This window comes from Catenovulum sp. SX2 (assembly GCF_052056295.1).
GTDB lineage: Bacteria > Pseudomonadota > Gammaproteobacteria > Enterobacterales > Alteromonadaceae > Catenovulum.
In genome coordinates, this window is record NZ_CP182493.1 from 2,501,341 (window position 1) to 2,526,300 (window position 24,960).

The window sequence follows — 24,960 nt, forward strand, 5'->3', positions numbered from 1 at the left end:
TCGTTACTCCTTGTGTATCACCACTAAAGCTGTTGCTAACAACATAAACAGAGAATTTGGCTTTAATAGCATGATTGCTGTTAAAGGCTTTCCGACTTTTACAGGTAACTTTTTGGTTGTGGGCTGGGGCCTTAAACCCTCAGCTGCTCGCGCCAAAGCATACGCTGACCAGCACTCCTTGCCTTTCTGGCGCGTTGAAGACGGCTTTATCGGTTACCTAAACCACCCAACTGCTAAGTCTAACTTATTGTCCCTTTCGGTAGATACCACTGGTATATATTACGATGCAACTAACCCGTCCGATATGGAAGCTTATATTGCAGCGGGTATTCCAGAGCAGTTTAGTGCTAGGTTAAATTTGTCGAATGACGAGTTTGTTAGTAATCGCGAGCATCAAAATTTACTTTCGCGCGTGCAGGCTTTTCGGCAAAGCTTAATCGATAATCAAATCACTAAATACAATCTATGTGGGCAAGTTGAGCAAGCACCTTCGTTAGATGAAAATGCGGTTTTAGTGGTTGACCAAACCTTTGGTGATTTATCGGTTGAATATAGTTATGCCAGTGCAGATTCATTTAAACAAATGTTGCAAGCAGCGATAGATGAAAATCCATCTGCGACCATTTATGTCAAAGCGCATCCAGATGTTTTGTTGGGAAAAAAAACAGGTTTTGTTAAGCCTGAATGGGCAAGTTGCAATAGAGTGCAGTTTATTTATCAGGCGTGTAATCCAATTGTTCTTATTCAACAGGTGAACAAGGTGTACACCGTTTGTTCGCAAATGGGTTTTGAAGCACTGCTCAACAACAAACAAGTTGTCACCTTTGGTGCGCCTTTTTACGCTGGTTGGGGATTAACAGATGATCGTGGGCACATTCCACAGCGTCGCCAACAATTAAGAGCAGAAAGTCAAAGTATTAGTATTGACGGTCTAGTGTATGCTGCCTACTTTTGTTACGTTCGTTATGTTAACCCGCTTACGCAACAGCGCTGTGATCCTGAAGATGTTGTTGATTTTATCCAGCTACAAAAAACAGCAATGCAATTTAATACTTTGTATTGTTGTAATTTTAGCTTGTGGAAAAAGGCCTTTTTACCCTATTTTTTGCGTAAATATGCTAAAAAAGTAACTTTTGTTAGCTCGAAGCAATTAAACAAAATTAACCCTCAAGCACATGACGCTTTGTTGTTATGGGGCGCAAAAGAGCTGCCAGAGCGTACGCCCGCTATGCTTAAAAACAATATCTTACGCATTGAAGATGGTTTTGTCCGGTCGGTTGGTTTAGGTGCTGATTTACGCCGCCCCTCTTCTTTGGTTGTGGATAACCAAGGCATCTATTTTAATCCGCAGCACCCAAGTCGACTCGAAGATATTCTGCAAAACAAACAATTTACACCTGCAGAGCTTATACGCGCGCAACATTTAGTTGAGTTGCTAAATAAAAGCAAAGTCTCTAAATATAATGTAGAAGACTCGTCAGACTGGGCGATTAGCGCAAAAGCGGGGCAAAAAATTGTATTGGTTGTGGGTCAGGTTGAAGACGACGCATCTATTCAAACGGGTTGCCCGGATATTTCAACTAACCTTGGTTTATTGCAACAAGTGCGTAAACAAAGGCCGGATGACTATATAATTTATAAACCTCACCCTGATGTGTTAAGCGGCAACCGCCTTGGACAAATACCCGCTAGTTCTGTCGCTGAATTGGCTGACATTCAAATTGAGCAGGCGTCAATTATTCAGCTTATTGAACAAGCTGATGAGTTGCATACTTTATCTTCGTTATCAGGGTTTGAAGCTTTATTACGTGGCAAACAAGTTTATTGTTATGGTTTACCTTTTTATGCAGGTTGGGGTTTAACGCATGATACGCTGCAACTTGATAGGCGCAATCGTAAGTTAAAGTTAGCTGAGTTGGTGCACGCGAGTTTAATTGACTACCCAGATTATATTGATTGGCAATCGGGTTTTTATACTAAGCCTGAGCTTATTGTGCAGCAATTTTCAGGACAGAGCGAAAAATTTGCTGCTCGGTCACAAATTACTACATTTTTATTTCGGAAATGGCGTAAAATACGTTTCGTTTTTGAAGCATTATTAGTTAACCGTTTGGGTTAATGGTTGTACCTAGTTAAGGGAATCATTGCACAGTATGAGCAATATCTTGTTTTTACAAGGACCGCTTGGGCCATTTTTTGGCACTCTAGCGAAACATTTGTCTAAATTAGGCAACACTACTTTTAAAATTAATTTTAATGGTGGTGATGCAATATTCTCTCAGGCAGATCATGTTTTTAATTATCGCGGTCGTTTATCAAGCTGGCAGCGATACTTATCTATGTTTGTTAGGCGTAATAATATTCATGCGATTGTCGTGTATGGTGATTGTCGCCACTACCATTCAATTGCCAAAGACATTTGCAATAAATTTGACATCGACTTTTGGGCATTTGAAGAAGGTTATGTAAGGCCTAACCATATTACGCTGGAAAAAGGCGGGGTTAACGCGAATTCTACGCTGGATTTATCTGCTAGCGCGCATGCTCAAGGCACGCTTGGGCGAATTCATGAATTAGCTCGAGTGCCAGAACGTACGTTTGGTCAAACTTTTTTCCACCGTTTGTATTATGGCGTAAGTTATTATTGTGCAAGAGGTCTGAGCAAAGTTTGGTTACAAAACGATGGACATCATAGAGATTATTCGAATATTGATGAACTTAGGTACTGGGCATTTTCTATTTATCGTAAATGGAAATATAAACTGTTGCAGAGTTCTTTAGATAAATGGATTGTCGACCATTGGGCTAATCAATACTTTTTTGTACCTTTGCAAGTGCACTGCGACAGCCAAATTTATTCGCATTCAGATTATAAGGATGTGAACGAGTTTATCCGTCGAGTTATGGTTTCTTTTGCTAAACATGCGCCACAAGATAAAAAGTTGGTGTTTAAACATCACCCTATGGATCGTGGTTTTCGTCATTACGGCAAATTAATTCGACGCATTGCGGCTAAATTAGGTATTCAGCAACGTGTTATTTATGGGCATGAATTGCATTTACCTACTATGCTGAAAAATTGCTGTGGTACTGTCACTATTAATAGTACTGTTGGTTTGTCGTCTTTGCATCATTCTAAACCAACTAAAGTTATGGGTAGAGCAAATTACAATGTTGAAGGTTTAACCAGCCAATATCCGCTTAACTTTTTCTGGGCATCCCCTTGTCCACCTAACCCAAGGTTTTTCACTAAGTTTAAGCAAGCGTTAAAAGACCATACACAAATTAACGGTAGTTTTTATCGTGACATAGATGTAACTTGTGCCAACGTAATTGAGTTTTTAATGAATCGTCAGGTCAAGGTTGCTGACTATGCATATTTAGCTCGTGCTAATAATGCACCTCAGCTACATTTTTTTGATGACGAGGATGAATTTGAATCTGTGAATGGTTAACCCAATATGATAAATACAAGCCAAATCGAATATCCTTTTTACCAGCAAGTTGCCGCTGATTTACAGTTGTTTACCATTATGGATGAACAAGGTATACCAACACCACAAGGTGAAGATGGCCAAGGCGTGATGCCTTTTTGGTCGAGCGAAGAAAAGGCGCTTGCTTTTATTCAAGCTAATACGGGTTATCAAAACTTCAAACCATACAAAGTTGATTACGAAGTGTTTAAAGAGAAATGGTTTGAAGGTTTAGTCCAAGACGATTTATTAGTTGGTTTAGACTGGCTCGACGCAACCGAAAATGCCTGCGTAACTGAAGTCGAAATTTTAGTACGTGAAATCCAAAACGTGATTAAAAGCCAGCCACTAAAAAAATAGTGTTTGGCTACTCGTCTGGCAAGTTATCGAATTGCGCTTGCCATTGTTTTGCCCAAATGCTTATGCCGTCTATTTCTAGTGGGCGGCTATATATAAAACCTTGAGCAAAGTTACAGCCCATAGATTTTAATACATTCTCTTGCTCAGGATCTTCCAAACCTTCGGCAAACACTTTACGGTGTAAATTGCGACTTAAATCGACCATAGTATTCACTAAGGTTTTATGTTTAGTACCTTTGCTCATTAACTTGATAAACTGGCGGTCTATTTTTATACCGTATAACGGCAAAGCTCTTAAATGCGCTAATGAGCTAAACCCTGTACCAAAGTCGTCAATAACCACCTTAATACCAATTCCTGCCAAGCGTTCTATTATACTGTGTGCTATTGCCGGTTCTTGCATCAGCGCTTGTTCTCTTATTTCTAAAATAACAAAATGGGCGGCTAGGTTATGCTTTTGCAATTGCTCATTAATAAAGTCGACAAATTCATGTTGGAGTAAATCTTTACTTGCAAGGTTGATACTTATCTTTACCTTAAGATCTTGTTGATGCCATTGGCTGCAGGCTGCAATTGAGGTTTTTACCACCCACTGAGTTATTGAATAAATGACCCCTGTGCGCTCTGCTAATTGTATAAATCTTTCAGGTTCAATTAATCCCATATCAGGGTGACGCCAGCGTATTAAACTTTCAGCTGCAATAAATTGTTTGTTAGACAAGTCTATTATAGGTTGAGAAAAAAGCGCCAACTGCTGCAATTTGACCGCTTGGCTTAAATCAGCCAAGAGTTTTTGCTGGTTTTGATTAAAGATATCCATATCATTTGAATATATCGCAAAGTTCTCCTTGTTTTTGCCATCATAATCCACAGCTGTCTGCGCTTGTTGGATGCAGTCATCAATTTGTTTTGCGTTGGTTATTTTGCTGCTTATGCCCATTTCAAAACTGAGGCTTAACATCATAGACTCATATGGGATTGGGTCGGGCAAGGCTGTACGTATCGTTTGATAAACGCCTTGGTATTGATCTGTACTATCTTGCGTATCAAGCACAAAAGCAAAACGAACACCGCCGAGTGCAACCAATTTTTTATCTGATTCAATAAATTCAATTGCAGCTATTGGTTGTAGGGCTTTATTGATACGTTGGGCTATTTGAATTAGGACTAAATCTGCGGTTTGATATCCGAGTGTTTGATTTATATGAGCAAATTCACTGAGTTTGATTACGCATAAAACTTGTTGGCTTGTTGGCGAGTTTTTGCTCCATTTATGCAGTGCATGTTTGTTGGGTAAACCCGTTGTTGCATCATGTAAGGCTAAGTGGTGCATGACCGCCTGCTGAGTTGGCTTGTGGCCAACACCTATTTCACTGCCATTTGATGCGCCAACCAGTTGAATGAAGGTTTTGCTGAGCAAAAAAGTTTGAAAACCAGCCCAAACACCAAAGGCGGTTAGCACGAGTGTATTTTGTGAATATTCAGCTAGCAAGTCAGTAAAACAAATTAAGCCAATTGCTATTAAACTGGTTAAATTAAGCAGTGAATATATGCCATTGATAAAAGTGCGAAAACGAATCGCTAAAAATGTTTGTGCCACAAATAATAGGGCAAATAGGGGGAGGGTAGTTGTTAAAATTGATGTCATGTCCATATCAAATCACGAGTGCGGGCACTCGGTACCTCATGATAAATTGTGTTTGGGTGGTTAAATACCACCCAGCCTCTGCGCCAGTTCTTTATATTTTTCAACGCTATCTTTTTCAAACAAAGGCGCGCCCTCTTCGTTTTTGTCGGCAGCAATCAGCAAGTGTTCTCTCTCTAAACGCAATACTCTAACATCTTGCACACCCAGAAATTCAGCTACTTCAGCAACAGTCATTAAGCTCATAAAATACCTTCTTGTTAGTTTAATTGCGATATTAATATCTAATTAAAGACTATATATGCCGTAAGTGCTAGCCTTATTAACTATTTTATAACCCTTTTTGAATTAGAAATAAATAGGGGCGTTGTTCAATCTGCTGAGCTACTAACCTATGTTCCATAAATCGACAAAAGCTTGGGATGTCACGAGTGGTTGATGGATCGTCCGCTTCAACCAATAAGGTTTCGTTATCTGCCATTTTTCGGATGGCTTGGCGCACCATCATTACTGGCTCTGGGCAACGTAAACCAATGGCATTTAAGTTGTGATCCGGATTGTTAAAAGGGTTCATTTTGTGCAAATGCTTAACTTTGGGCAATAGAGCACTATATTATGATTAAATCTGCCTATAGCCTCAACTTTTCTTCGCTATTATGGTTTACAATAAAATAAGTTGAACATTCACAAAGGAAATTAACAATGAAATGTGTTCGGCATATATGCCTGCCTGTGCTACTGCCCGTGTTTTTTCTATTTGGTTGTGCTGTTAGTAACGAAGATGCAATATTGGTTAATGCCCCGCTTAATCAAATTGAAAATTTACTCGAAGAAGATAAAGAAAAAATTCAGTTGTCGGAAAGTAAGTTACCTCGAACTTTGGCTATTCTGCCTTTTGAAAACCGCACAGAATCAGTTGGTGCTTTTGAAATTGTTCGACGTGTAATTTTTAACCATGTTTCTTCAAAAAATTATCATATGCTGCATTGGCAGGCGGTTGACGACAAGTTACGTTTAGCCAATGTTGAGCTAGCGACTGCCTATCAGATGGATGCTGCCAGCCTTGCGGATATTTTAGAAGTTGATGCTGTGTTATATGGCTCCATTACTGATTTTGAACGTTTATTTGCTGGTGTCATTACCCAAATTAAAGTAGGTGTGGAATTAACCCTGATTAACCGTAATGGCGAAATTCTGTGGCAAGAGTCAGATTCGGCAACCAGCCGCGCCGGTGGTGCATCCGTCACACCTGTTGGTTTATTACTTAACGCCGCACTAGCTGCTATGCATTTAAAAGAAGAAAATTTATTGCGAGCCGCAGATGATGTAGGCCGTGAACTTGCTAGTGTTATGCCGCACCCCAAACGTTTAACCACCAAAGCAGGGCCAAGTATTACCGCTGTTGTACATAATGGTATGAATAAAATTCTTAAATATGGTGATATTTTAGAGGTGGGCATTCAAGGCCAAGCTGGTATGCGCGCGCAGGCTGTTATAGAAGGTGTAGGCAGTTTTGATTTACAAGAAGTTGAGCTGGGTGAATACATAGGTAAAATTCCAGTGTCGAAAAAAGCCAATGCAACTGGTGTAGTGGTTGAAGGTGTTTTAATGGATCAAAACAGCAATATCAGCCGTTGGTTGAGTCCTTTTGGATTATTAACTATAGATAACCAACCGCCACAGGCTCCACAGCAATTGCATGCTTCTAGCCATGATCAGTTGCTCAAATTAAGTTGGTCGAGTACAGATTTAGATGTTGCTGAATACCAAGTTTATTTATTAGACCCCAACAATAACCAAAAACAGTTAGTGCGTAAAACCACAACCAAACAAATTGAGTTGGCTGGTTTATCTAATTTTATCAATTATGAGTTAGAGGTGGTTGCGTTAGACACAGCAGGCAATCAAAGTTTAGCTGCGGTTATTTCTGCTAAGCCTTTACCCGATTTACGTTTTAATACGCTTGCGGCTTTACCTAGTAGTTTACCGACGAAAATTAGTCAGCCAATGACTATGACCGTCGCCAATAGCCCGTATTATTTGCGTCAACCTATGCTTGTTACTGAATCTGCAGCTTTGTTAATTGAGCCAGGTGTAGAAATTATCGTCAGCAAAAATGCCCATTTACAAATTAACGGCCAATTTATTGTGTATGGTGATGTGTCGCGCCCGGTAGTGGTAAAAGCGGCGCAGTCGGCTGGTTTTAGTCAGTTTGCGAATTTGCAGTCTACTCAAACGGTTGAGCTGAAACACTTACATGTATCAGGCGCTGATGTTGCGCTGACAATTCAAGCGGGTAAACCGCATATCAGCCAATGTGAATTTACTGGCAATCAGTTTAGTGCGTTAGATATTTCTGGCACTGCAAATGTGTGGGTTGAACAAAGTAAAATTCAGGGCAGTAATACCGCAGGTGTAATAGTTTCAGGCCATGCTCAAGTGACTTTTAAACAAACCTCGTTTGCTGACAATCAACCTTTCCATATACAAAGTTCGTCGATTTATCCGGTGGAAGCTAAAGGTAATTTTTGGTCGCCTGATGCAAGCCAAATGACTGTTCTTGGCGAGGTAAATTACTAATGGATATACAAATGAAAGCTTTTAAAACCATTTCTTTATTGGCTGCATTATTTAGCTATGGCGTAGCGGCCAATCAAACAGCTGAATATACCGAATTTGTAGGTGCAGCTGGTGCGGTTAATTGGTCGAAAGGCCAAATTGAAGCCGAAGGTATGGGCGCAGCTCCACCAAATAAACCTGTGCATGTAATGCCTTTATTAGCTTGTCGTGCTGCGATAGCCGACGCACAACGTAACTTATTAGAAGCGACTAAAGGTGTGCGTGTACAAGCAACAACTGTAGTTGAAAAGTATATGTTGGCGAGTGACCAAGTAACTACCTCGGTTGAAGGGGTTGTACGCAATGCTATGATCACAGAAAAAACACCGTTAGCAGACGGTACTTGCCGAGTTAAAGTATCAGCTCCTATGGCGGGTAATTTTTCCCAGAGTATATACAAACCAGCATTTGACCAAGATAACCAAAAAACTGCGTTGTATTATTTGTTGGATGGTGTCGGCCAGAGCCTAGCTTGGTTGATGCCAAACAAAGCTTATGCAGCAACTTCGAATGAGCAAATTTTGCGTAAGCTTGAGCAGTTTGAAACTCGCTTAGTGCAATTGGAGCAAGGAGTAAACCAAAATAATGCGCCAAGTACACAGTCAAATACTTTACCTACGGGTTTGATTATAGATGTACGTGGTGGACACTTTGTCCCTTCGTTATCACCAAAAATCTATTCAAAAGCGGGTGAAAAGCTTTATCCGAAAAAACAAGCGAGGGATGCGATTTTAGCCAATGGTCGTTTAGTTTCTTTATTTACCCGTGATTTAAGTTTTGCGCAGCGTCATCCGAAAGTGGGTGAGCGTCCTTGGATCATCAAAGCGTCGCAGTCGAAAGACAGTCGAACAGATATAGTGGTGAGTGAACAAACTGCGGCAAAATTAGAGCAATTGATGGCGAGTCAGTTTTTTAATGATGCAGGGGTAATTATTGTCCTCGACTAAAAAACTGCTGGTTATTGGTTATGTGTGGCCAGAGCCGAATTCATCGGCCGCTGGCCAATATATGCTGAAGTTGCTTAAAACCTTTCTTGCGCAAAATTATCAAATTACCTTTGCCTGCGCTGCCAGCGAAAGCATTCATAGATACCCATTTGAACAACTCGGTATAACTAAAGCTGAAATTAAACTGAACTGTGCGAGCTTTGATGATTTTATCGTTGAGTTGCAACCCGATGTAGTCTTGTTTGATCGTTTTATGATTGAAGAACAATTTGGCTGGCGGGTGGCTAAACATTGCCCGAATGCGCTGCGTATTCTCGATTTAGAAGATTTATGGAGTTTACGCCATATTCGTATGCAGGCGTATAAACAACAGCGGCCTTTGCAACAAAGTGATTATTTACAAGATTTAGTGTTACGTGAGTTAGCCTCAATTTGGCGTTGTGATTTGTCGTTAGTAATCTCGCATTACGAAATGGATTTGTTGGTTAATCAGTTTAAAATACCTGCACATATTTTGGCTCATTTGCCATTTGTGGTGGAAGATGAGCAGCTAGCCAAGTTACAGCAGCAAGCCGAACCATTTGAAAATAGAGCGCATTTTGTTTTTATTGGTAACTTTAAACACGAGCCTAATTGGGATGCCGTGTTGTATTTAAAACAGCAGGTGTGGCCGCTGATTAGTAAACAAATTAAAGATGCTGAGCTACATATTTATGGTGCTTACCCTGCAAAAAAAGTAACTGATTTGCACAATCCGAAACAAAGATTTTTAGTTAAAGGTTGGGCGGATGATGCTAATACTGTGGTTGCCAATGCGCGTATTTGTTTAGCGCCTTTGCGTTTTGGTGCAGGGCTTAAAGGTAAGTTGTTTGAAGCTATGCAGTTAGGTACACCGAGTGTAACGACCAGTGTGGGCATTGAAGGTTATTTTGATTCAGCTGTGGCTGTAGATGATATTTGCAATATCTATTGGCCAGGGGCTGTCGCCGACGATGCTGAGTCTTTTGCCAATAAAGCTGTTGAGTTATATAACAATCAAGTGTTGTGGCAAGCTGCACAAGATAAAACTTGGGATATGTTACAGCGTTTTCGAGAAAGTTGTTTTTTACCTGAGTTTTGTGCACGTGTTGAAGCTATTCAGCAAGATTTAGTTGCACATAGGGCGCAGAATATTATTGGTGCTATGTTGCAGCATCATACAATGAAAAGTACCCAATATATGGCGCAGTGGATAGCGGCTAAAAATGCTTAGCTGGTTGTTTTAAAGCGCTGGGAGTATGTGCAATTAAGCCTGTTTGAAGCATAATTTTCTAAAAACGCTGTTCGCCAGTCCCTGGCCGCTCCCACAAGGCTTCCATCCCTTTTGAAGTTTTAGAAAATTAGCATTCCAACAGGCTTCTGTCGGGCGCGTTGAGAGCTAAGGACGTTGTGGCAAGGAAGTCAAAAGGTGGGTGGAAGAGATATTGTCCAAAAAGCGCTGGGGCTATGTGCAATCAAGCCCATTTGAAGCATAATTTTCTAAAAACGCTTTTCGCCAGTCCCTGGCCGCTCACAAAAGGCCTCCCTTCCTTTTGAAGTTTTAGAAAATCAGCATTCAAACAGACTTCAATCAGGCAATGTTGTCGCTGTTGCTTTTTTCCAGCGATATATGGGATTATTTGGGGGGAATGGCGAATAAACGATCTGATTAGAGAAAGGTTCAGGAATTCCAGCCGATTTGCACAATACTTTCGGTGCGATATACGTGGAGTCGCAGTTTTAATGTTCGGAAGTTTAAATAGCACCACAGATGCAAGGAGAGGTGGTTAGAATGCTTTTCGCAAAACTTCCAATCGGTAGGGATACCGTTTGAGAGCGGCTAAGATAAATCAACCTGCCAATTATCAATCAAGCGAGTTTGCCCAAGAAACGCCGCAACTAAAATAACCAATTGTTTATCACCCGCAACCGCATCCTGCATGCTATTGCGCTCTGCAATTTCAACATAATCTATGGTTAAACCTTGTTTACTAATTTGCACAGCAATATCAGTTTTAACATCATCCAATGAAACTTGTTGTTTCAGCTTTTCAGCAGCCTGCTGCAAGCTTTGATAAATAACACCAGCTTGTGCTTTTTGCTCTGCCGATAAATAACCATTACGACTACTTTTTGCCAAACCATTGTGCTCACGTGCAGTAGGCACACCAATAATTTCAATCGGCATGGCTAAATCAGCAACCATAGTACGGATCACTTGCAACTGTTGGAAATCTTTCTCTCCAAAACAAGCAACATCTGGTTGGACTAAGTTAAAGAGTTTATTAACTATGGTTGCCACACCACGGAAATGCCCTGGACGAGATGAGCCGCAATAATTGTCAGATACATTAGGCACTTCAATGTAAGTTTGTACTTCCAAACCTTTTGGATACATAGTTTGTGCGCTTGGGGTAAATAATAAATCTGTACCTACGGCAATCAGCTGTTCGCTGTCCGCTTGTAGGGTGCGCGGATATTTATCTAAATCTTCGCCTGCGCCAAATTGCATAGGGTTAACAAAAATACTCGCGACGACTCGGTCTGCATGTTTTTTCGCTTCTTCAACTAACGAGATATGCCCTTGGTGCAAATTACCCATAGTTGGAACAAATGCAATTTTGTCACCTTGCTGTTTCCAAGTTTTTATTTGTTGTCTAAGTTGAGTTAAATCGCTAATAGTTTGCATAAGTTTCTCGAGCAGACTGTGATATTAGTAAATAGAAGTTAGTTAATTATGGTTAGATCGCCAGCGGGTACTTTTGTTAATAAGTCAGCAAGTTTAGTTCCGCAGGGTAATATTAATTCCGGTGATAGTTGTGCAAGTGGATACAGCACAAATGCTCGTTCATGCATGCCGTAGTGGGGAACGGTTAAACGCTCTGAGCTGATAATTTGGTTACCGTACAGGACTATATCTAAATCTAGCGTTCTAGGACCCCAGCGCTCGGCTTTGCGTACACGGCCGTGTTGTTGTTCAATTGCTTGTAATTTATCTAATAAATCTAATGCTTCACCTTGCCAGTTAAAACTGGCTACAGCATTTACGTAGTCAGGTTGGTCTTGTGGACCCATAGGTTTGCTCGCGTATAACGAAGAAACTTGTAAATCTGATACGTCAACTAATTCAGCCAAAGCATTTAATGCATTCGTTATCTTTTGCTGCGGGTTGGCTAAGTTGCTGCCTAGGCCAATATAAACTTTATTCATTGCTGTCAGCTTGTGTGCTATTGCTACGGCGCTTTTTGTTATATGGACGTCTGTTGTTATTGCGACGACGGCGCGGACGTTTTTCAGAATTATTCGACAACTCGTTGACTAAGTTTGTTTGTTTGCCAGCATCTGACTGTTGTAATTCAGTCCACCAAGAGGCAATGCTGTTTAGCTCTGCTGCTTGTTCACCCTGCGCTATTTCGGCACGTAACAATAAAAAGTCATAGGCTGCTCTAAATTTCGGATGTTCTAACAATTTTAAACAACGTTTTCCGGCGCGCTTTTCTAACCTAGGTTGTAGTGCCCAAATATCACGAATGGTCGTAGAAAATCGTTTAGGGATAGTGACATTGTATTGGCCGCCGTCTAAAACTGCACTTGCTGCTGTGTGCAGCGCATCTTGTGCTGGCATACCTTGCGCTTGATAGTGTTCACAAGCTTGTTCCATCTCATGCCATAAAAATGCTGCAAATAAAAATGCTGGGGTAACACGTAATTCATTGTTGATTCTTGTATCAGTATTACGCAAAGCAATACACATTAACTGATACGCGGCATTTTCACTTTTAACTGATTCTGTCAGATTTGGGAATATTTGCTGGAATAAACCAAACTCAATTAAACTTTTATAAGTATCTAAACCTTTGCCGGCTAAAAATAGTTTTAAACACTCTTCAAATAAACGTGCTTTTGGAATGTTTTGCAACAAAGGCGCGAGTTTATAAATCGGCTTAGCTGTGCGAGGTGTTATCTGCATGTCTAACTTTTGTGCAAAACGCACAGCGCGTAACATGCGTACAGGATCTTCACGGTAACGTGTTTCAGGATCGCCAATTAAAGCTATTTCACGATTAGCAATGGCAGCAACACCACCCCAGTAGTCGCGAATTGAAAAGTCTTTTATGTCGTAATAGAGCGAGTTTGCAGAGAAATCACGACGCTCTGCGTCTTCGTCTATATCACCATAGACATTATCACGTAACAACTGTCCATCATCTGATTTATGTGGACTATCAGCGTCAGCTTCATGGTGACCACGGAAGGTTGCAACTTCAATAATTTCGCGGCCAAAGACAATATGCGCCAAACGAAAACGACGACCGATTAAACGGCAGTTACTAAAACATTTTTTGATTTGTTCTGGGGTTGCATTGGTGACTATATCAAAGTCTTTGGGTTTTAAACCCAATAACAAGTCGCGTACACCACCACCGACTAAATAAGCATCGTACCCTGCATCTTTCAGGCGATATAACACCTTCAGTGCATTTTTACTGATATCTTTACGTGATATGTTGTGCTCTGCACGCGGAATAATCTGTAATTCGGCGGTTGTTTTAACCGAGCTATTTTGTCCGCTCAATACTTTTTTACACAAATTCAAGACACGAGTAATAATGGGTTTTACCTTTTAGCTGAAAAAATTGGCGCAATAATATAACAAGCGAGCGCAAATGAGAATTTTTTAAGCATTATTCAGTTGTTTTACTGCGATTTTTTGTACATTTTGGCGCTGCCAGTGTTTTACCGCCCACGAAATTATCTGTTGTGGGCTTTCTCTTTTTAATTCTGCTGGTGGCTGTTGGCCTAAATGAACTAATGCTGCATGTAACAGGCTCGACGCTTGCTTGACTTCTATCGCCGTAGCACCATTTTGTTTACTGAGTTTTCTGCCGTCGTTTGCGTACGCGAGCGGAATATGTGCATATTCTGGTGTGTTGCCGCCAAGTTGGGCAATTAAAGCTTTTTGCCAAATGGTTGTGTCGAGTAAATCGTAGCCTCTAACAACATGGCTGATACCCTGAGCAACATCATCCATACAAACAGCAAGTTGGTAAGCAACTAAACCATCTTTGCGTTTGATGATAAAGTCTTGCTGGGCATGTAAGCTTGGTAATTCACACAACCCATAAATTTGGTCGTTAAATTGGTTTATCGTGGTGTTGTTGATAAAGCGGATAGCGCAGTTGTCTGCGGAATTGTGTTTATCGCGGCAATAACCATCGTACTGGTGATTAATTGATTTCATGCGCTTACGAGTACAACTGCAAGCATAAGCTAAATTTTCTGCTAGCCAAGTGTCGATTTGTTGTTGGTATAAAGCTAAGCGTTCACTTTGATAAATAACTTGTTGATCCCAGTGTAAAGCAAAGGCTTCGAGTTGCTGCAAAATGAGCTGTTTGGCGCCTGGCATTTCGCGTGGAGGATCTATATCTTCCATTCTAACTAGCCATATACCATTGTGTGCTTTGGCGTCGCAGTAACTTGCGAGTGCAGTAATCAATGAACCAAAATGGAGAGGTCCAGACGGGGAGGGCGCAAAACGGCCTATATATGTCATACAGCCTTTAAAGCTAGCATGCTTGAATGCTCAAGCATGCTCAAGCATGCTAATGCACTGTTATAAACCAGCGTTTTGCTTTTCTTTAATTTCAGCTAGAGTTTTACAGTCGATACATAAATCGGCAGTTGGGCGAGCTTCTAATCGGCGAATGCCTATCTCTACACCACACTCTTCACAATAACCGAAATCTTCGTTTTCGATTAACTGTAAAGTTTTTTCGATTTTTTTAATCAACTTACGTTCACGGTCACGAGTACGTAGCTCTAAGCTGAACTCTTCTTCTTGTGAAGCTCGGTCGACTGGATCTGGGAAGTTGGCTGCTTCGTCTTGCATATGGTGCATGGTTTTATCCACTTCTGCACGCAGTTGGCTTCTCCAAGTTGCTAGTATCTTTTTGAAGTGCTCTAATTGAGCTTCATTCATATAATCTTCATCAGCGCTAATCTGATAAGGTTGTAAACCCGCTTGAGCTATTATGCCGGTTGCTTTTGGTTTTGTTCCAGTGGGCATATCACTTCTCCTAATTCTACGCCAGCTGATCGCTAGGCCGCTATCTATAACAAAAAGAGTCTGAGTAGGCAATGATAAATTAGCATTAAACCTTATTTATAGCCTGAGATCAGATTTGTGCCAAGTTTATATGGGCAAGGTTGCTTATTATCAACAGTTAATAGCAAGATTTATTTATTGAAGGGAGAAAAAGAAAACGCCTCTAAAAAAGTTGAGGCGTTTTTAACGGTTAGCTGCATTACTCCAAAGGCATCCTGCACTTATCCATGGATATGGACTCATGTCCATAAAAAACGTCCTGTTGTGTCCTGTCCTTTTTGGTTTAGTCACTTAAACCAAGCAACAACCTTGTTGCTTCCTGATGTCTCCGTACGAGTTAAATATTAGTGGTTTTTTGCAGCTGTGGATCTAACAAATTTAGAAAAATAATCATGCTTTAAAGATAAAATAATATGATTAATTTGTTATTGTTGTTTTAAATCAAACACTTGTGTTTCTGGTGTGATATCTAGCAGTAAAACTAAACAGGTTTGGCTTACTTTTCCTGTCAGATATATCTTACACGTGTGAGTGTTTTGGTCTGAATAGTCTAATTATTAGAATTAAAATTTATAAGCAGAAGTGTTTAATTTATTGAACTGTATAAGGAAATTAACTGCGGTAAATTTGGATAGCAGCAGGAAGTGCTGCTATCCAAAACTGAAAATTAGTTTATTTGCGCATACCTTCTACATGTAATTCTAAAATTACATGGGTAGATGCTGGACCTAGATTTTTTTCAATCGCAAAATCTTTTAAGGCAATTTCAGTTGTACCAGCAAAACCTGCGCGGTAACCGCCCCATGGATCTTTGCCTTCACCGATTTTTTCAGCGTCAATTGTGATTTGTTTAGTCACACCATGTAAGGTCAAATCACCAACGATCTTAAACTCGTTGTCGTTAACCACTTTAATACTCGTGCTAACAAAAGTCGCTTTTGGGAATTTATCTACATCTAAAAAGTCGTCGCTGCGTAAGTGTTTGTCGCGGCGAGCATGGTTGCTGTCGATACTGCTGGTGTCTATAGTTACTTGCACTGAGCTATCGGCTAATTTGCTTGCGTCGTATTCAAACGAACCAGAGAAACGGTTAAAGCGGCCAGTTAACCAGCTATAACCTAAGTGTTTAATTTTAAAGTTGATAAATGCATGCGCACCTTTATTGTCATCATCAATAACATAGTTTGCTGCGTAGGTATTGGCGGCAAATACTAATGTTGCTAGGGTGAAAAGTAGTTTTTTCATGTGTCATTTTTCCTTGTGTTGAATATTAAATCATGCGTTTAAATAGAGGTTTTTTATCTATTAATTGATGTTTTATCGCGCCTGCGACGTGTAATACCACAAGTGCAATTAACATGTAGGCGGCGTATTGGTGAATATCACCTGCTAAATCAGCTTGAGTATCTGCATAGGCTATAGTGGCAGGTATTGGCAACCAATCGAACCATAAAATAGGTTTGCCACTTGCAGTTGAAATTAAATAGCCGCTGATCAATATAGTTAATAGTAATAAATACATTAGCTTATGTGTAATACTCGCCGTTACCTGTTCCCATTTTTCTCCTATTGGAGCAGGTTTGTCTGAAGTAAGGCGTGCAACAAGCCTGACTATGGTCAACACAGCCAATATGATGCCGAAGTTTTTATGCTGTGTTGGTGCAACTTGATACCAATCATCGTAATAACTTAGCTCTACCATCCAGATGCCGACAAAAAAGAGTGCTAATACCAAAAGCGCACTGAGCCAGTGACACAGTCTTGAAATCAATGAATATTTGTTGGTCATGTTATCTGTCCCTATCTGTATAAATGCTTCAAATAGAAATTATTCTTATTAAGCATATATAGAGTTCAATACGCAAGTTAATTTACGTGCTCTTTACGTTAAAAGTAGCTTGGGTATAAAATTTTAAATTTCGGAACGGTATTTGCTCCGGGTAATATTGTTGGATGTTTTGGTTAAGAATTGCACTATTTTAGTACATCGGTCGTGAGCCAGTACTATTTTTTGCTAAAATTTCTAAGCAAACGTCTTGAGATTGTAGTGATGTCATAGCATTATCATATGAACTGCGTATATATGCGCAAAAGATACATAATGATGAACAACAAAAGGAAACCAAGTATGGTTCAAAAATGTTTATTCCCAGCTGCGGGTTACGGTACACGCTTTTTACCAGCAACTAAGGCTCAAGCAAAAGAAATGTTGCCTATAGTAAATAAACCTCTTATCCAATACGGTGTTGAAGAGGCGCTAGAGGCTGGTATGAAATATGTTGGTTTTGTAACAGGCCGAACTAAACGAGCTATCGCCGACCATTTTGATATTTCTTACGAATTAGAGCGTGAAATATCCGGCACCAGCAAAGAAAAATACTTAGAATCTATTCGTTATGTTATGAATAACGGTATTTTCTCTTTCACTCGTCAACCTGAAATGAAAGGTTTAGGTCATGCCATTTTGTGTGGCGAAACCCTTATGGGTAACGAGGCGTTCGGCGTTATTTTAGCGGATGACCTTTGTTTACCTGAAGAAGTGGGTGGCGAAGGGGTTATGGCGCAAATGGCTAAAATCCATGAAGAAACTGGTTGTTCAGTCGTTGCTTTAATGGAAGTGCCAAAAGAAACTATTTCTAAATATGGTGTAATTGCGGGTGACCAAATTTCTGATGATCAGTTCCGTGTAACTGACATGGTTGAAAAGCCTGCGGTGGAAGATGCACCATCAAACTTAGCTATTATTGGTCGTTATATCTTAACACCTGATATTTTTGATATTATTCGCAATACACCACCAGGTAAAAATGGTGAAATCCAATTGACTGATGCATTGTTAGCACAAGCTAAACAAGGCAAGGTTATTGGTTATAAATTTAAAGGTATGCGTTTTGACTGTGGTAGCGTTAAAGGTTTTGTTGATGCTACTAACTATGTATTCGAAAATGTATATAGCGACTAATCAATCTAATTGATAGTCAACTATTATGGTGCGGCCTTGATCTTTATAGTCTAGTTTTTTCGCTAGTTCACAAATAAGTTTAAGTCCGCGGCCATGATGGTCAGAGTCTTTTAATCTTTCTTTGACTTTGTCTGCATCAAAACCACTACCGCTGTCTGTGATTGAAAGTTGAATTGAATTGTATTCAGCTTGATGTTCTACTTGTAAACGTAAATACCCTTGGGTTAAATTTTCTAGCGCTGCTTGCCTTTGCATATAGTATTCAAAAAAGCCTTCGTCTTCGTTTTTAACATCTGAATCTAACTTCAATAAACCATGGTCTACAGAGTTATTGTACATTTCTGCTAATAACAAAAACAAAGTTGATCTGTGTTTTTCCATGCCTTGAAAAGCTGAAACCATATCTAAAATTTGTGCGACCGGGTCTGTATGGCGAATCTCTTCTGGTGTTAGTTCAACCGCAACTTTCCAAGGTAATGGTGGAATATTTTTTTGTGTATTGGTTTGTGGGCTAGGTGAACTCAGACAGTTTACCTGCACAATAGAAATGTCATCTAACTGGTGCTCTTTGCCGCGGTAATTATCTAGCGTTTGAATTACATCAATTATGTCGGCTTTTGGGTTAGTGTTGTATAGCGCTTCAAATCTATCTTGGCCAAACATATCATCGGCTGAATTCATGGTTTCAGTGATACCATCTGTATATATAACTAATCTATCTGCTGGTGTGAGTTCGCAGTTAATTAAAGTGTGCTCAAATTCATCATCATTGAGTACACCTAATGCCATATGTTGCGAAGGTACTCGATTTTTTACACCATTTTGTGTGTCAATAATTAACATGTCAGGCATACCGCCTATCCAAATAGATGCGGCTTTACCACTGCAAGATAATTCGACAATACAGGCGGCACAAAACATGTCATTTGGCAGTAGCTGGAGTAAACGCACGTTGATAGCCCGCGCGATATCACCAACTGACATACCTCTTTGAGTTAGTTCAAAAAAGGTTTGTGCTGTTGGTAGAGCACCAACAGCAGCGGCTAAACCATGTCCAGTAAAATCGCCTAAAAATACGTAATTTCCGCCAAGAGGACTACGGCTAGTTAGCAGTAAATCACCATTAAAAGTTGAAGCTGGGGCTAGATAATGTTCAACAATTTCGGTTCTCGCATTATTTTTACTCAGTGCATTGGCAAAAATATGCTCGACGATTTGGTGCTCGCGGTCGGTTTGTAATTGGTGAAATTTTAGTTGGTTACGCTGTTCGTGGATACGTGCGGATAATTCTCGGCTACGGCCATGTGCTTTTATTTTTGCTGATAAGATAAGTTTATCAAAAGGTTTTGCGAGGAAATCATCACCACCTACATCTAAACATTGCAACATAGAGTCTTGATCGTCTAGTGAGGTAATAAATAGTATGGGTAGGTGGAGGTCGCCAGAGAGCTTTTTTAAGATTGGAGCTGTTTCAAAACCGTCCATTTCCGGCATGATTACATCCAATAGAACTATATCTGGGTTAATATCCTCAAAACGTTCAATTGCGTCTTTACCGTGTACAGCTAGAGAAACCTGATGCCCCTCTTGCTCAAGCATATACTGCAGCATAGCACGATTTAAATCCTGATCATCTACTACTAGTATATGCATGTATGCTCTCCTGCAAACTTAGCTTGGTTTAATCTATCTCAAATTTTTTATCGAAACGAGATATTTGTAGTATCTTGCGGATTTGTGGGCGGCAATTCGCAATTTTAATTCCGCTGACTTTTGCACCTAGGTTTTTCTGCATATTTAACAACATACCGAGTGCGGACGAATCCATATATTCAGTGTCGCGCAAATCAATCACAACTTGTGGGCTAGTATCCCCAACATTAGCGTATGCGGCACGAAACTCTTGCACTAAATTAAAATCAAACTTCCCGGCTATTTGAATAGTGAAAGTTTTGCCATCAGAGGAAAGGCTCTTACTTAAACTCATGTTGATAAACCTATTGTGAAATAATTTTATTAAAACAATTTTTATTTGGGGATAAATTTTTTGTAGTCAGCAAGCTGACGCAAAAAAGTCCGTATGTAGATGAGTTTAGCAGCACTCTAGCAGATGTGAAATTCAAAAACGGATAAAATTTCAATTATTTGAAGTAAGCTAGGCGCTTGAATTTAACCTTAGAGTATTATCTAATCTAGCTTGATTAGTTATCTTAGGTCGTCAGCGTCAAGCCGCAGAAGTAGGAATGAAGTATATGCATCAGTTAGACCCATCAGATTTATCCATATTGTTAGTTGAGCCTTCGGTAACACAGCGTAAGGTGATTGCTCGACACCTAGAAAAAGAAGATATAGTGCATATTCGAGAAGCGACAGATGTTGAGTCAGCTAAAACAGCTTTAGAGAAAAGTCATCCTGATTTGGTTATCTCTGCGCTACATTTTCCTGATGGTACTGGTCTAGAGTTACTTAAATTTATTAAAAATACTGAAAACTTAGCGGATATTCCGTTTATGTTGGTGTCGAGCGAATGGCGTAAATGTCAACTTGAAGAGTTTAAACAAGCTGGTGTTGTAGCAATTTTACCTAAACCTTTTACACCAGAGCATTTAGGTACTGCGATTAACTCTACGTTAGATTTATTGGTACCAGACGAACTAGAGCTAGATTTGTTTGACGTGCATGATGTGCGTGTGTTGGTTGTTGATGATAGCCGTTTGGCGCGTAATCATATCAAACGTGTATTGGCTAACTTGGGTGTTCAGCGTATTACTGAAGCTGAAAATGGGGCGGAAGCACAAAATATTCTAGAACATGAAATGTTTGATTTGGTTGTGACCGACTACAATATGCCGGAAGTCGATGGCCGTGAGTTAACTGAATTCATTCGCTCATCTGGCCAACATTCACATGTACCTGTGCTTATGGTGTCTTCTGAAGCGAACGATACGCATTTGGCGAACATTGCGCAATCTGGCGTAAATGCTATTTGTGATAAACCGTTTGAGCCATCAATGGTTAAACAAATTTTATTTAATATTCTTAATCATGATCACTGATTAACTTAACCCCAAGTTAATTGAAGTAGCTTAAAAATAATACTTCCTTCACTTATCTCTGAATGCTAAACTACGCCGCCCTAATTATGCTATGCCATTAATTAGGGCTTATGTGGTTATTTGGTCGCAGAATAATCACGCTATTTTTTATTTTGGAGAGATGTTATGTCTACTACTATCGAATTAAACGCAAGTGTGCGTGCAGAAATAGGGAAAGGTGCGAGCCGCCGCCTACGTCACGCAGACAAAGTTCCAGCTGTATTATACGGTGCTGGTAAAGAAGCTGTTTCTTTAACTTTAGAGCACAGCAAAGTTTTAAAAGCTCAAGAGCAAGAGCAATTTTACTCACAAGTTTTGAGCTTGAACATCGACGGTGAAAAAGTTGAAGCTATCGTTAAAGATATGCAACGTCACCCGTACAAGCCAAAAGTTACTCACTTAGATTTCCAACGTGTTGCAGCTGACCAAGCGTTACATACTAACGTTCCTTTACACTTCATCAATGAAGAAGCTGCAGTTAAAGCGGGTGGCGTAGTAGCTCACCATGCTGCTGAAATCGAAGTTAGCTGTTTACCAAAAGATTTACCAGAGTTCATCGAAGTTGACGTAGCTAAAGTTGCTGTTGGCGAAACTTTACACTTAACTGATGTTCAATTACCTGCTGGTGTTTCTTCTGTTGAATTAGCGAAAGGTGCTGATCACGACGTTGCTATCGTAACTGTTGAGAAGAAGAAAGGCGCTGCTGAAGACGAAGAAGCTGCTGCTGAAGAATAAGCAATAGCATGTCTGATTCAGTTCAGCTGATTGTGGGTCTGGCTAATCCAGGCTCACAATATCAAAACACCCGTCACAACGCTGGCGAATGGTTCGTCCAAGAAATCGCCCGTCGCTACAATGCGACCCTCAAGCTCGAAAATAAATTTTACGGTTTTACCGCACAAGTCACAATTAATGGCCAAGACGTTAAGTTGTTAATACCTACAACTTTTATGAATAAAAGTGGTCAGGCTATTGCCGCTATGGCGCAATTTTATAAAATACCTACTGAACAAATTTTAGTCGCTCACGATGAATTAGATTTACCGCCCGGTATTGCTAAGTTTAAGCGTGGTGGTGGTCATGGTGGGCACAATGGTTTGCGCGATACTATTAGCCGTTTAGCCAATAATAAAGAATTTTTACGTTTACGCCTTGGTATTGGTCACCCTGGTCATAAAGATAAAGTGACGGGTTATGTGTTGGGTAAAGCGCCTGCTAGCGAGCAAACGTCAATTGATGCCGCGGTGGATGAAGCTGCGCGTTGTACAGAATTATGGTTTAAAGACGGATTCAACAAAGCAATGAATCGTCTTCACAGTTTTAAAGCATAGGATTTTACTTATGGGTTTCAAATGCGGAATTGTTGGTTTACCAAACGTGGGTAAATCAACTTTGTTTAATGCGTTAACTAAAGCTGGCATCGAAGCAGCCAACTTTCCATTTTGTACAATAGAGCCAAACACTGGTGTTGTACCTGTTCCAGATATGCGTTTAGACGCGTTGGCAAAAATTGTAAATCCACAGAAAATTTTACCTACAACTATGGAGTTTGTTGACATAGCTGGTTTGGTTGCGGGTGCTTCAAAAGGTGAAGGTTTAGGTAACCAATTTTTGGCAAATATTCGTGAAACGGATGCAATTGGCCATGTAGTTCGTTGTTTTGATAACGAAAATGTTGTGCATGTTGCGGGTAAAGTAAGTCCTGCTGACGATATTGAGGTGATTAACACTGAGTTAGCCTTGGCCGACTTAGATACTGCTGAAAAAGCCATGCTGCGTGCTGCTAAACGCGCTAAAGGTGGTGATAAAGACGCCAAAGCAGAAATTGAAGTTTTAGAAAAAATTAAGCCAGCACTAGATGATGGTTTGATGCTGCGCTCAGTTGAGTTAACCAAAGATGAGTTGGCTGTTATTAAGCACTTCAACTTCTTAACCATTAAACCAACTATGTACATTGCTAATGTAAGTGAAGACGGCTTTGAAGATAATCCATTATTAGATTTAGTGCGTGAAATCGCAGCTAAAGAAAATGCGGTTGTTGTGCCTGTTTGTGCTGAAATCGAAGCTGAGTTGTCTGAGTTAGATGATGAAGACAGAGATGAGTTTATGGCCGATTTAGGCTTAGAAGAGCCTGGTTTAAACCGTGTTATTCGTGCTGGTTACGACTTATTAAACTTACATACCTATTTTACTGCTGGTGTGAAAGAAGTGCGTGCTTGGACGATTAAAATTAATTCTACTGCGCCACAAGCCGCGGGTAAAATTCATACTGATTTTGAGAAGGGTTTTATCCGAGCTGAAGTTGTTGGTTATGATGATTATATTGCTAATAACGGTGAGTCTGGGGCGAAAGACGCGGGTAAATGGCGTTTAGAAGGTAAAGATTATATTGTTAAAGATGGTGATGTAATCCACTTCCGCTTTAACGTTTAATTGCCCGATTATATTTGAGATTTTTGAAAGCCAGCATAGTTAATATGCTGGCTTTTTTATTGGCTTTTTGTGGCCATGTATTGGTGTCGCTGGTGGCTCAATGTATCAATCAAGCTAAGCTGAATATTGCCAACAAAAACGCTTTAAACTCGTCCGTGAGCCGCTCCAACAAGGCTTCCCTTCCTTGTGAAGTTTTGTTGTCAATATATCCGCTTACCTTTTAGCAATCTTGTCGCTGCTCCAATAAGTTTAATCGGTACGCTCCCAAACAAGATCCATGTTGTTTGAAGTTTTCTGAAAAAAATTTCTAGCCAGCTTTCCCAGCATTCGTTGTTGTTTGTTGAATATTGAGCTCCTTGGTGTTTTGCTAAGAGTTTTGTGTATTCACAACACTGTAAAGACTATATATCAAAATACTTATTAACCTGAACTCTGGATAACAAGTTAGCTAACGCACTGTAATTAAATTGAAATTTATTGATGGCAAGTCTAGGGAGATAGTTATTCTTATAACAAGGCGAATTTGCGTACGTAATAGCTGGCTATTGCTAGCGAATTCAACGCAGTTTTAAGGATAAATAGCCCCTAGAAAGCAAGTTGTTATCCAGAGTTCAGGTTTATTAGCCTCGGCTATCGTGTGTGAATAAATGAGGGTGTATATCAACTGATAACTATTTTTAGTCTAAATGGTAAACTGAAGTTCGATAGGCGCTAACTTGCGGGTGATTTTTTACTGTTTTGTTCGTTTTATATACGTCTTTTGCTTCTTTTTTAATTAAATAAACAAAAACTACAAAAACAGTGTGAAAAGTTGAAAAAAAGGGGTTGACGCGACCCAGTCATATCAGCATAATACGCGCCACTCGCTGAGGCGAGGTTAGTGGCTACATAGCTCAGCTGGTTAGAGCACAGCACTCATAATGCTGGGGTCGCAGGTTCGATTCCCGCTGTAGCCACCATTTTTAGCGGAAGTGGCGAAATTGGTAGACGCGCTGGATTTAGGTTCCAGTACTTCGGTGTGAGAGTTCGAGTCTCTCCTTCCGCACCATTGCTGGGGTATCGCCAAGCGGTAAGGCAGCGGGTTTTGATCCCGCCATTCCCAAGTTCGAATCTTGGTACCCCAGCCATTTCTCCCCTTGCTGGGGTATCGCCAAGCGGTAAGGCAGCGGGTTTTGATCCCGCCATTCCCAAGTTCGAATCTTGGTACCCCAGCCATTTAATCTTCTAGATAAAATCAAAAATACTTTCACTCAAAAAGCTCAGTTTCCTGCAAGATCTTCATCTAGAAAAACAAAGTTATTC

At 40.2% G+C, this 24,960-nt stretch carries 23 protein-coding genes and 4 tRNA genes; 15 read left to right on the forward strand and 12 right to left on the reverse strand.

The features are described 5' to 3' along the window. Positions 1-70 precede the first annotated feature (70 nt). The 3 genes from ACMZOO_RS10510 to ACMZOO_RS10520 are packed head-to-tail and all read left to right on the forward strand — an operon-like array spanning position 71 to position 3,833. Entirely contained in the window at positions 71-2,119 is a 2,049-nt protein-coding gene (locus ACMZOO_RS10510) for a capsular polysaccharide biosynthesis protein (RefSeq protein WP_440903305.1), read from the forward strand. Positions 2,120-2,153: 34 nt separating this feature from the next. Beyond that, complete coding sequence (locus ACMZOO_RS10515) at positions 2,154-3,455, forward strand: capsule biosynthesis protein (RefSeq protein ID WP_440903306.1); 1,302 nt, start codon at positions 2,154-2,156, stop codon at positions 3,453-3,455. A gap of 6 nt (positions 3,456-3,461) precedes the next feature. Beyond that, complete coding sequence (locus ACMZOO_RS10520; protein WP_440903307.1) at positions 3,462-3,833, forward strand: DUF2750 domain-containing protein; 372 nt, start codon at positions 3,462-3,464, stop codon at positions 3,831-3,833. 7 nt (positions 3,834-3,840) lie between these two features. Here ACMZOO_RS10520 and ACMZOO_RS10525 read toward each other — a convergent pair whose 3' ends face one another. The 3 genes from ACMZOO_RS10525 to tusA form a co-directional block, all read right to left on the reverse strand. Continuing rightward, positions 3,841-5,481, reverse strand: a complete 1,641-nt coding sequence (locus ACMZOO_RS10525; protein WP_440903308.1) for a putative bifunctional diguanylate cyclase/phosphodiesterase — start codon at positions 5,479-5,481, stop codon at positions 3,841-3,843. A gap of 60 nt (positions 5,482-5,541) precedes the next feature. Further along, complete coding sequence (locus tag ACMZOO_RS10530) at positions 5,542-5,724, reverse strand: hypothetical protein (RefSeq protein WP_016954450.1); 183 nt, start codon at positions 5,722-5,724, stop codon at positions 5,542-5,544. Positions 5,725-5,809: 85 nt separating this feature from the next. Then, a complete protein-coding gene (gene tusA / locus ACMZOO_RS10535) occupies positions 5,810-6,052 on the reverse strand; it encodes a sulfurtransferase TusA (RefSeq protein WP_440903309.1) in 243 nt (80 codons plus the stop codon). A 128-nt stretch (positions 6,053-6,180) separates the two neighbouring features. Between tusA and ACMZOO_RS10540 the strand changes: the two genes are divergently transcribed. Genes ACMZOO_RS10540 through ACMZOO_RS10550 form a run of 3 tightly spaced genes read left to right on the forward strand, consistent with a single transcriptional unit; the run spans position 6,181 to position 10,296 of the window. After that, positions 6,181-8,058, forward strand: coding sequence for a GNA1162 family protein (locus ACMZOO_RS10540; protein ID WP_440903310.1), 1,878 nt, complete (start codon positions 6,181-6,183; stop codon positions 8,056-8,058). Between the two features lie 11 nt (positions 8,059-8,069). Next, on the forward strand, positions 8,070-9,044 hold the full coding sequence (locus ACMZOO_RS10545; RefSeq protein WP_440903311.1) for an LPP20 family lipoprotein: 975 nt from the start codon (positions 8,070-8,072) through the stop codon (positions 9,042-9,044). After that, positions 9,031-10,296 (forward strand): glycosyltransferase, encoded by a 1,266-nt coding sequence (locus ACMZOO_RS10550; RefSeq protein ID WP_440903312.1) that lies wholly within the window; start codon positions 9,031-9,033, stop codon positions 10,294-10,296. The genes ACMZOO_RS10545 and ACMZOO_RS10550 overlap by 14 nt, the downstream gene beginning before the upstream one ends. 606 nt (positions 10,297-10,902) lie before the next feature. Here ACMZOO_RS10550 and panC read toward each other — a convergent pair. The 7 genes from panC to ACMZOO_RS10585 all read right to left on the reverse strand — a co-directional run bounded on the left by panC (position 10,903) and on the right by ACMZOO_RS10585 (position 16,957). After that, complete coding sequence (gene panC, locus ACMZOO_RS10555) at positions 10,903-11,751, reverse strand: pantoate--beta-alanine ligase (RefSeq protein WP_440903313.1); 849 nt, start codon at positions 11,749-11,751, stop codon at positions 10,903-10,905. A 38-nt stretch (positions 11,752-11,789) separates the two neighbouring features. Beyond that, positions 11,790-12,272, reverse strand: a complete 483-nt coding sequence (gene folK, locus ACMZOO_RS10560; protein ID WP_440903314.1) for a 2-amino-4-hydroxy-6-hydroxymethyldihydropteridine diphosphokinase — start codon at positions 12,270-12,272, stop codon at positions 11,790-11,792. Then, on the reverse strand, positions 12,265-13,638 hold the full coding sequence (gene pcnB / locus ACMZOO_RS10565; protein WP_440903315.1) for a polynucleotide adenylyltransferase PcnB: 1,374 nt from the start codon (positions 13,636-13,638) through the stop codon (positions 12,265-12,267). The genes folK and pcnB overlap by 8 nt, the downstream gene beginning before the upstream one ends. A gap of 102 nt (positions 13,639-13,740) precedes the next feature. Beyond that, positions 13,741-14,616 carry a tRNA glutamyl-Q(34) synthetase GluQRS gene (gene gluQRS / locus ACMZOO_RS10570; RefSeq protein ID WP_440903316.1) on the reverse strand — a complete coding sequence of 292 codons (876 nt, stop codon included), beginning with the start codon at positions 14,614-14,616 and terminating at the stop codon, positions 13,741-13,743. A gap of 60 nt (positions 14,617-14,676) precedes the next feature. Then, complete coding sequence (dksA, locus tag ACMZOO_RS10575; protein ID WP_440903317.1) at positions 14,677-15,129, reverse strand: RNA polymerase-binding protein DksA; 453 nt, start codon at positions 15,127-15,129, stop codon at positions 14,677-14,679. Between the two features lie 711 nt (positions 15,130-15,840). After that, positions 15,841-16,413 (reverse strand): YceI family protein, encoded by a 573-nt coding sequence (locus ACMZOO_RS10580; RefSeq protein ID WP_440903318.1) that lies wholly within the window; start codon positions 16,411-16,413, stop codon positions 15,841-15,843. Positions 16,414-16,438: 25 nt separating this feature from the next. Continuing rightward, the gene (locus ACMZOO_RS10585) at positions 16,439-16,957 is read right to left on the reverse strand and encodes a cytochrome b (RefSeq protein ID WP_440903319.1); all 519 of its coding nucleotides are present in this window, start codon (positions 16,955-16,957) and stop codon (positions 16,439-16,441) included. A 339-nt stretch (positions 16,958-17,296) separates the two neighbouring features. Here ACMZOO_RS10585 and galU point away from each other — a divergent pair, with 339 nt between their 5' ends. Further along, positions 17,297-18,130, forward strand: coding sequence for a UTP--glucose-1-phosphate uridylyltransferase GalU (galU, locus tag ACMZOO_RS10590; protein ID WP_440903320.1), 834 nt, complete (start codon positions 17,297-17,299; stop codon positions 18,128-18,130). On the opposite strand, the gene ACMZOO_RS10595 is transcribed toward galU, so the two are convergent. Next, positions 18,131-19,783 carry a SpoIIE family protein phosphatase gene (locus ACMZOO_RS10595; RefSeq protein WP_440903321.1) on the reverse strand — a complete coding sequence of 551 codons (1,653 nt, stop codon included), beginning with the start codon at positions 19,781-19,783 and terminating at the stop codon, positions 18,131-18,133. Between the two features lie 28 nt (positions 19,784-19,811). After that, on the reverse strand, positions 19,812-20,117 hold the full coding sequence (locus ACMZOO_RS10600) for an STAS domain-containing protein (RefSeq protein WP_016954435.1): 306 nt from the start codon (positions 20,115-20,117) through the stop codon (positions 19,812-19,814). Positions 20,118-20,382: 265 nt separating this feature from the next. Between ACMZOO_RS10600 and ACMZOO_RS10605 the strand changes: the two genes are divergently transcribed. The 8 genes from ACMZOO_RS10605 to ACMZOO_RS10640 all read left to right on the forward strand — a co-directional run bounded on the left by ACMZOO_RS10605 (position 20,383) and on the right by ACMZOO_RS10640 (position 24,873). Further along, positions 20,383-21,186, forward strand: a complete 804-nt coding sequence (locus tag ACMZOO_RS10605; RefSeq protein ID WP_440903322.1) for a response regulator — start codon at positions 20,383-20,385, stop codon at positions 21,184-21,186. 165 nt (positions 21,187-21,351) lie between these two features. Next, entirely contained in the window at positions 21,352-21,960 is a 609-nt protein-coding gene (locus tag ACMZOO_RS10610) for a 50S ribosomal protein L25/general stress protein Ctc (RefSeq protein ID WP_440903323.1), read from the forward strand. Positions 21,961-21,968: 8 nt separating this feature from the next. Then, positions 21,969-22,556 (forward strand): aminoacyl-tRNA hydrolase, encoded by a 588-nt coding sequence (gene pth / locus ACMZOO_RS10615; RefSeq protein ID WP_440903324.1) that lies wholly within the window; start codon positions 21,969-21,971, stop codon positions 22,554-22,556. Positions 22,557-22,566: 10 nt separating this feature from the next. Beyond that, positions 22,567-23,658, forward strand: coding sequence for a redox-regulated ATPase YchF (ychF, locus tag ACMZOO_RS10620; protein WP_016954431.1), 1,092 nt, complete (start codon positions 22,567-22,569; stop codon positions 23,656-23,658). An 882-nt stretch (positions 23,659-24,540) separates the two neighbouring features. Then, positions 24,541-24,617: transfer RNA gene (locus tag ACMZOO_RS10625), tRNA-Met, on the forward strand. A gap of 6 nt (positions 24,618-24,623) precedes the next feature. Next, positions 24,624-24,706: transfer RNA gene (locus ACMZOO_RS10630), tRNA-Leu, on the forward strand. A 4-nt stretch (positions 24,707-24,710) separates the two neighbouring features. Continuing rightward, positions 24,711-24,785: transfer RNA gene (locus ACMZOO_RS10635), tRNA-Gln, on the forward strand. Positions 24,786-24,798: 13 nt separating this feature from the next. Next, a tRNA-Gln gene (locus tag ACMZOO_RS10640) sits at positions 24,799-24,873 on the forward strand. Positions 24,874-24,960: the final 87 nt, after the last annotated feature.

Bases quoted from the DNA above. Each gene is read 5' to 3' on its own strand.
- panC (WP_440903313.1), bottom strand. From the start codon at position 11,751: ATGCAAACTATTAGCGATTTAACTCAACTTAGACAACAAATAAAAACT.
- pth (WP_440903324.1), top strand. From the start codon at position 21,969: ATGTCTGATTCAGTTCAGCTGATTGTGGGTCTGGCTAATCCAGGCTCA.
- ychF (WP_016954431.1), top strand. From the start codon at position 22,567: ATGGGTTTCAAATGCGGAATTGTTGGTTTACCAAACGTGGGTAAATCA.
- ACMZOO_RS10600 (WP_016954435.1), bottom strand. From the start codon at position 20,117: ATGAGTTTAAGTAAGAGCCTTTCCTCTGATGGCAAAACTTTCACTATT.
- dksA (WP_440903317.1), bottom strand. From the start codon at position 15,129: ATGCCCACTGGAACAAAACCAAAAGCAACCGGCATAATAGCTCAAGCG.
- ACMZOO_RS10520 (WP_440903307.1), top strand. From the start codon at position 3,462: ATGATAAATACAAGCCAAATCGAATATCCTTTTTACCAGCAAGTTGCC.
- ACMZOO_RS10545 (WP_440903311.1), top strand. From the start codon at position 8,070: ATGAAAGCTTTTAAAACCATTTCTTTATTGGCTGCATTATTTAGCTAT.
- galU (WP_440903320.1), top strand. From the start codon at position 17,297: ATGGTTCAAAAATGTTTATTCCCAGCTGCGGGTTACGGTACACGCTTT.
- ACMZOO_RS10580 (WP_440903318.1), bottom strand. From the start codon at position 16,413: ATGAAAAAACTACTTTTCACCCTAGCAACATTAGTATTTGCCGCCAAT.
- ACMZOO_RS10515 (WP_440903306.1), top strand. From the start codon at position 2,154: ATGAGCAATATCTTGTTTTTACAAGGACCGCTTGGGCCATTTTTTGGC.
- gluQRS (WP_440903316.1), bottom strand. From the start codon at position 14,616: ATGACATATATAGGCCGTTTTGCGCCCTCCCCGTCTGGACCTCTCCAT.
- ACMZOO_RS10540 (WP_440903310.1), top strand. From the start codon at position 6,181: ATGAAATGTGTTCGGCATATATGCCTGCCTGTGCTACTGCCCGTGTTT.
- ACMZOO_RS10530 (WP_016954450.1), bottom strand. From the start codon at position 5,724: ATGAGCTTAATGACTGTTGCTGAAGTAGCTGAATTTCTGGGTGTGCAA.
- tusA (WP_440903309.1), bottom strand. From the start codon at position 6,052: ATGAACCCTTTTAACAATCCGGATCACAACTTAAATGCCATTGGTTTA.
- ACMZOO_RS10605 (WP_440903322.1), top strand. From the start codon at position 20,383: ATGCATCAGTTAGACCCATCAGATTTATCCATATTGTTAGTTGAGCCT.
- ACMZOO_RS10610 (WP_440903323.1), top strand. From the start codon at position 21,352: ATGTCTACTACTATCGAATTAAACGCAAGTGTGCGTGCAGAAATAGGG.
- ACMZOO_RS10525 (WP_440903308.1), bottom strand. From the start codon at position 5,481: ATGACATCAATTTTAACAACTACCCTCCCCCTATTTGCCCTATTATTT.
- folK (WP_440903314.1), bottom strand. From the start codon at position 12,272: ATGAATAAAGTTTATATTGGCCTAGGCAGCAACTTAGCCAACCCGCAG.
- ACMZOO_RS10595 (WP_440903321.1), bottom strand. From the start codon at position 19,783: ATGCATATACTAGTAGTAGATGATCAGGATTTAAATCGTGCTATGCTG.
- ACMZOO_RS10510 (WP_440903305.1), top strand. From the start codon at position 71: ATGATTGCTGTTAAAGGCTTTCCGACTTTTACAGGTAACTTTTTGGTT.
- ACMZOO_RS10585 (WP_440903319.1), bottom strand. From the start codon at position 16,957: ATGACCAACAAATATTCATTGATTTCAAGACTGTGTCACTGGCTCAGT.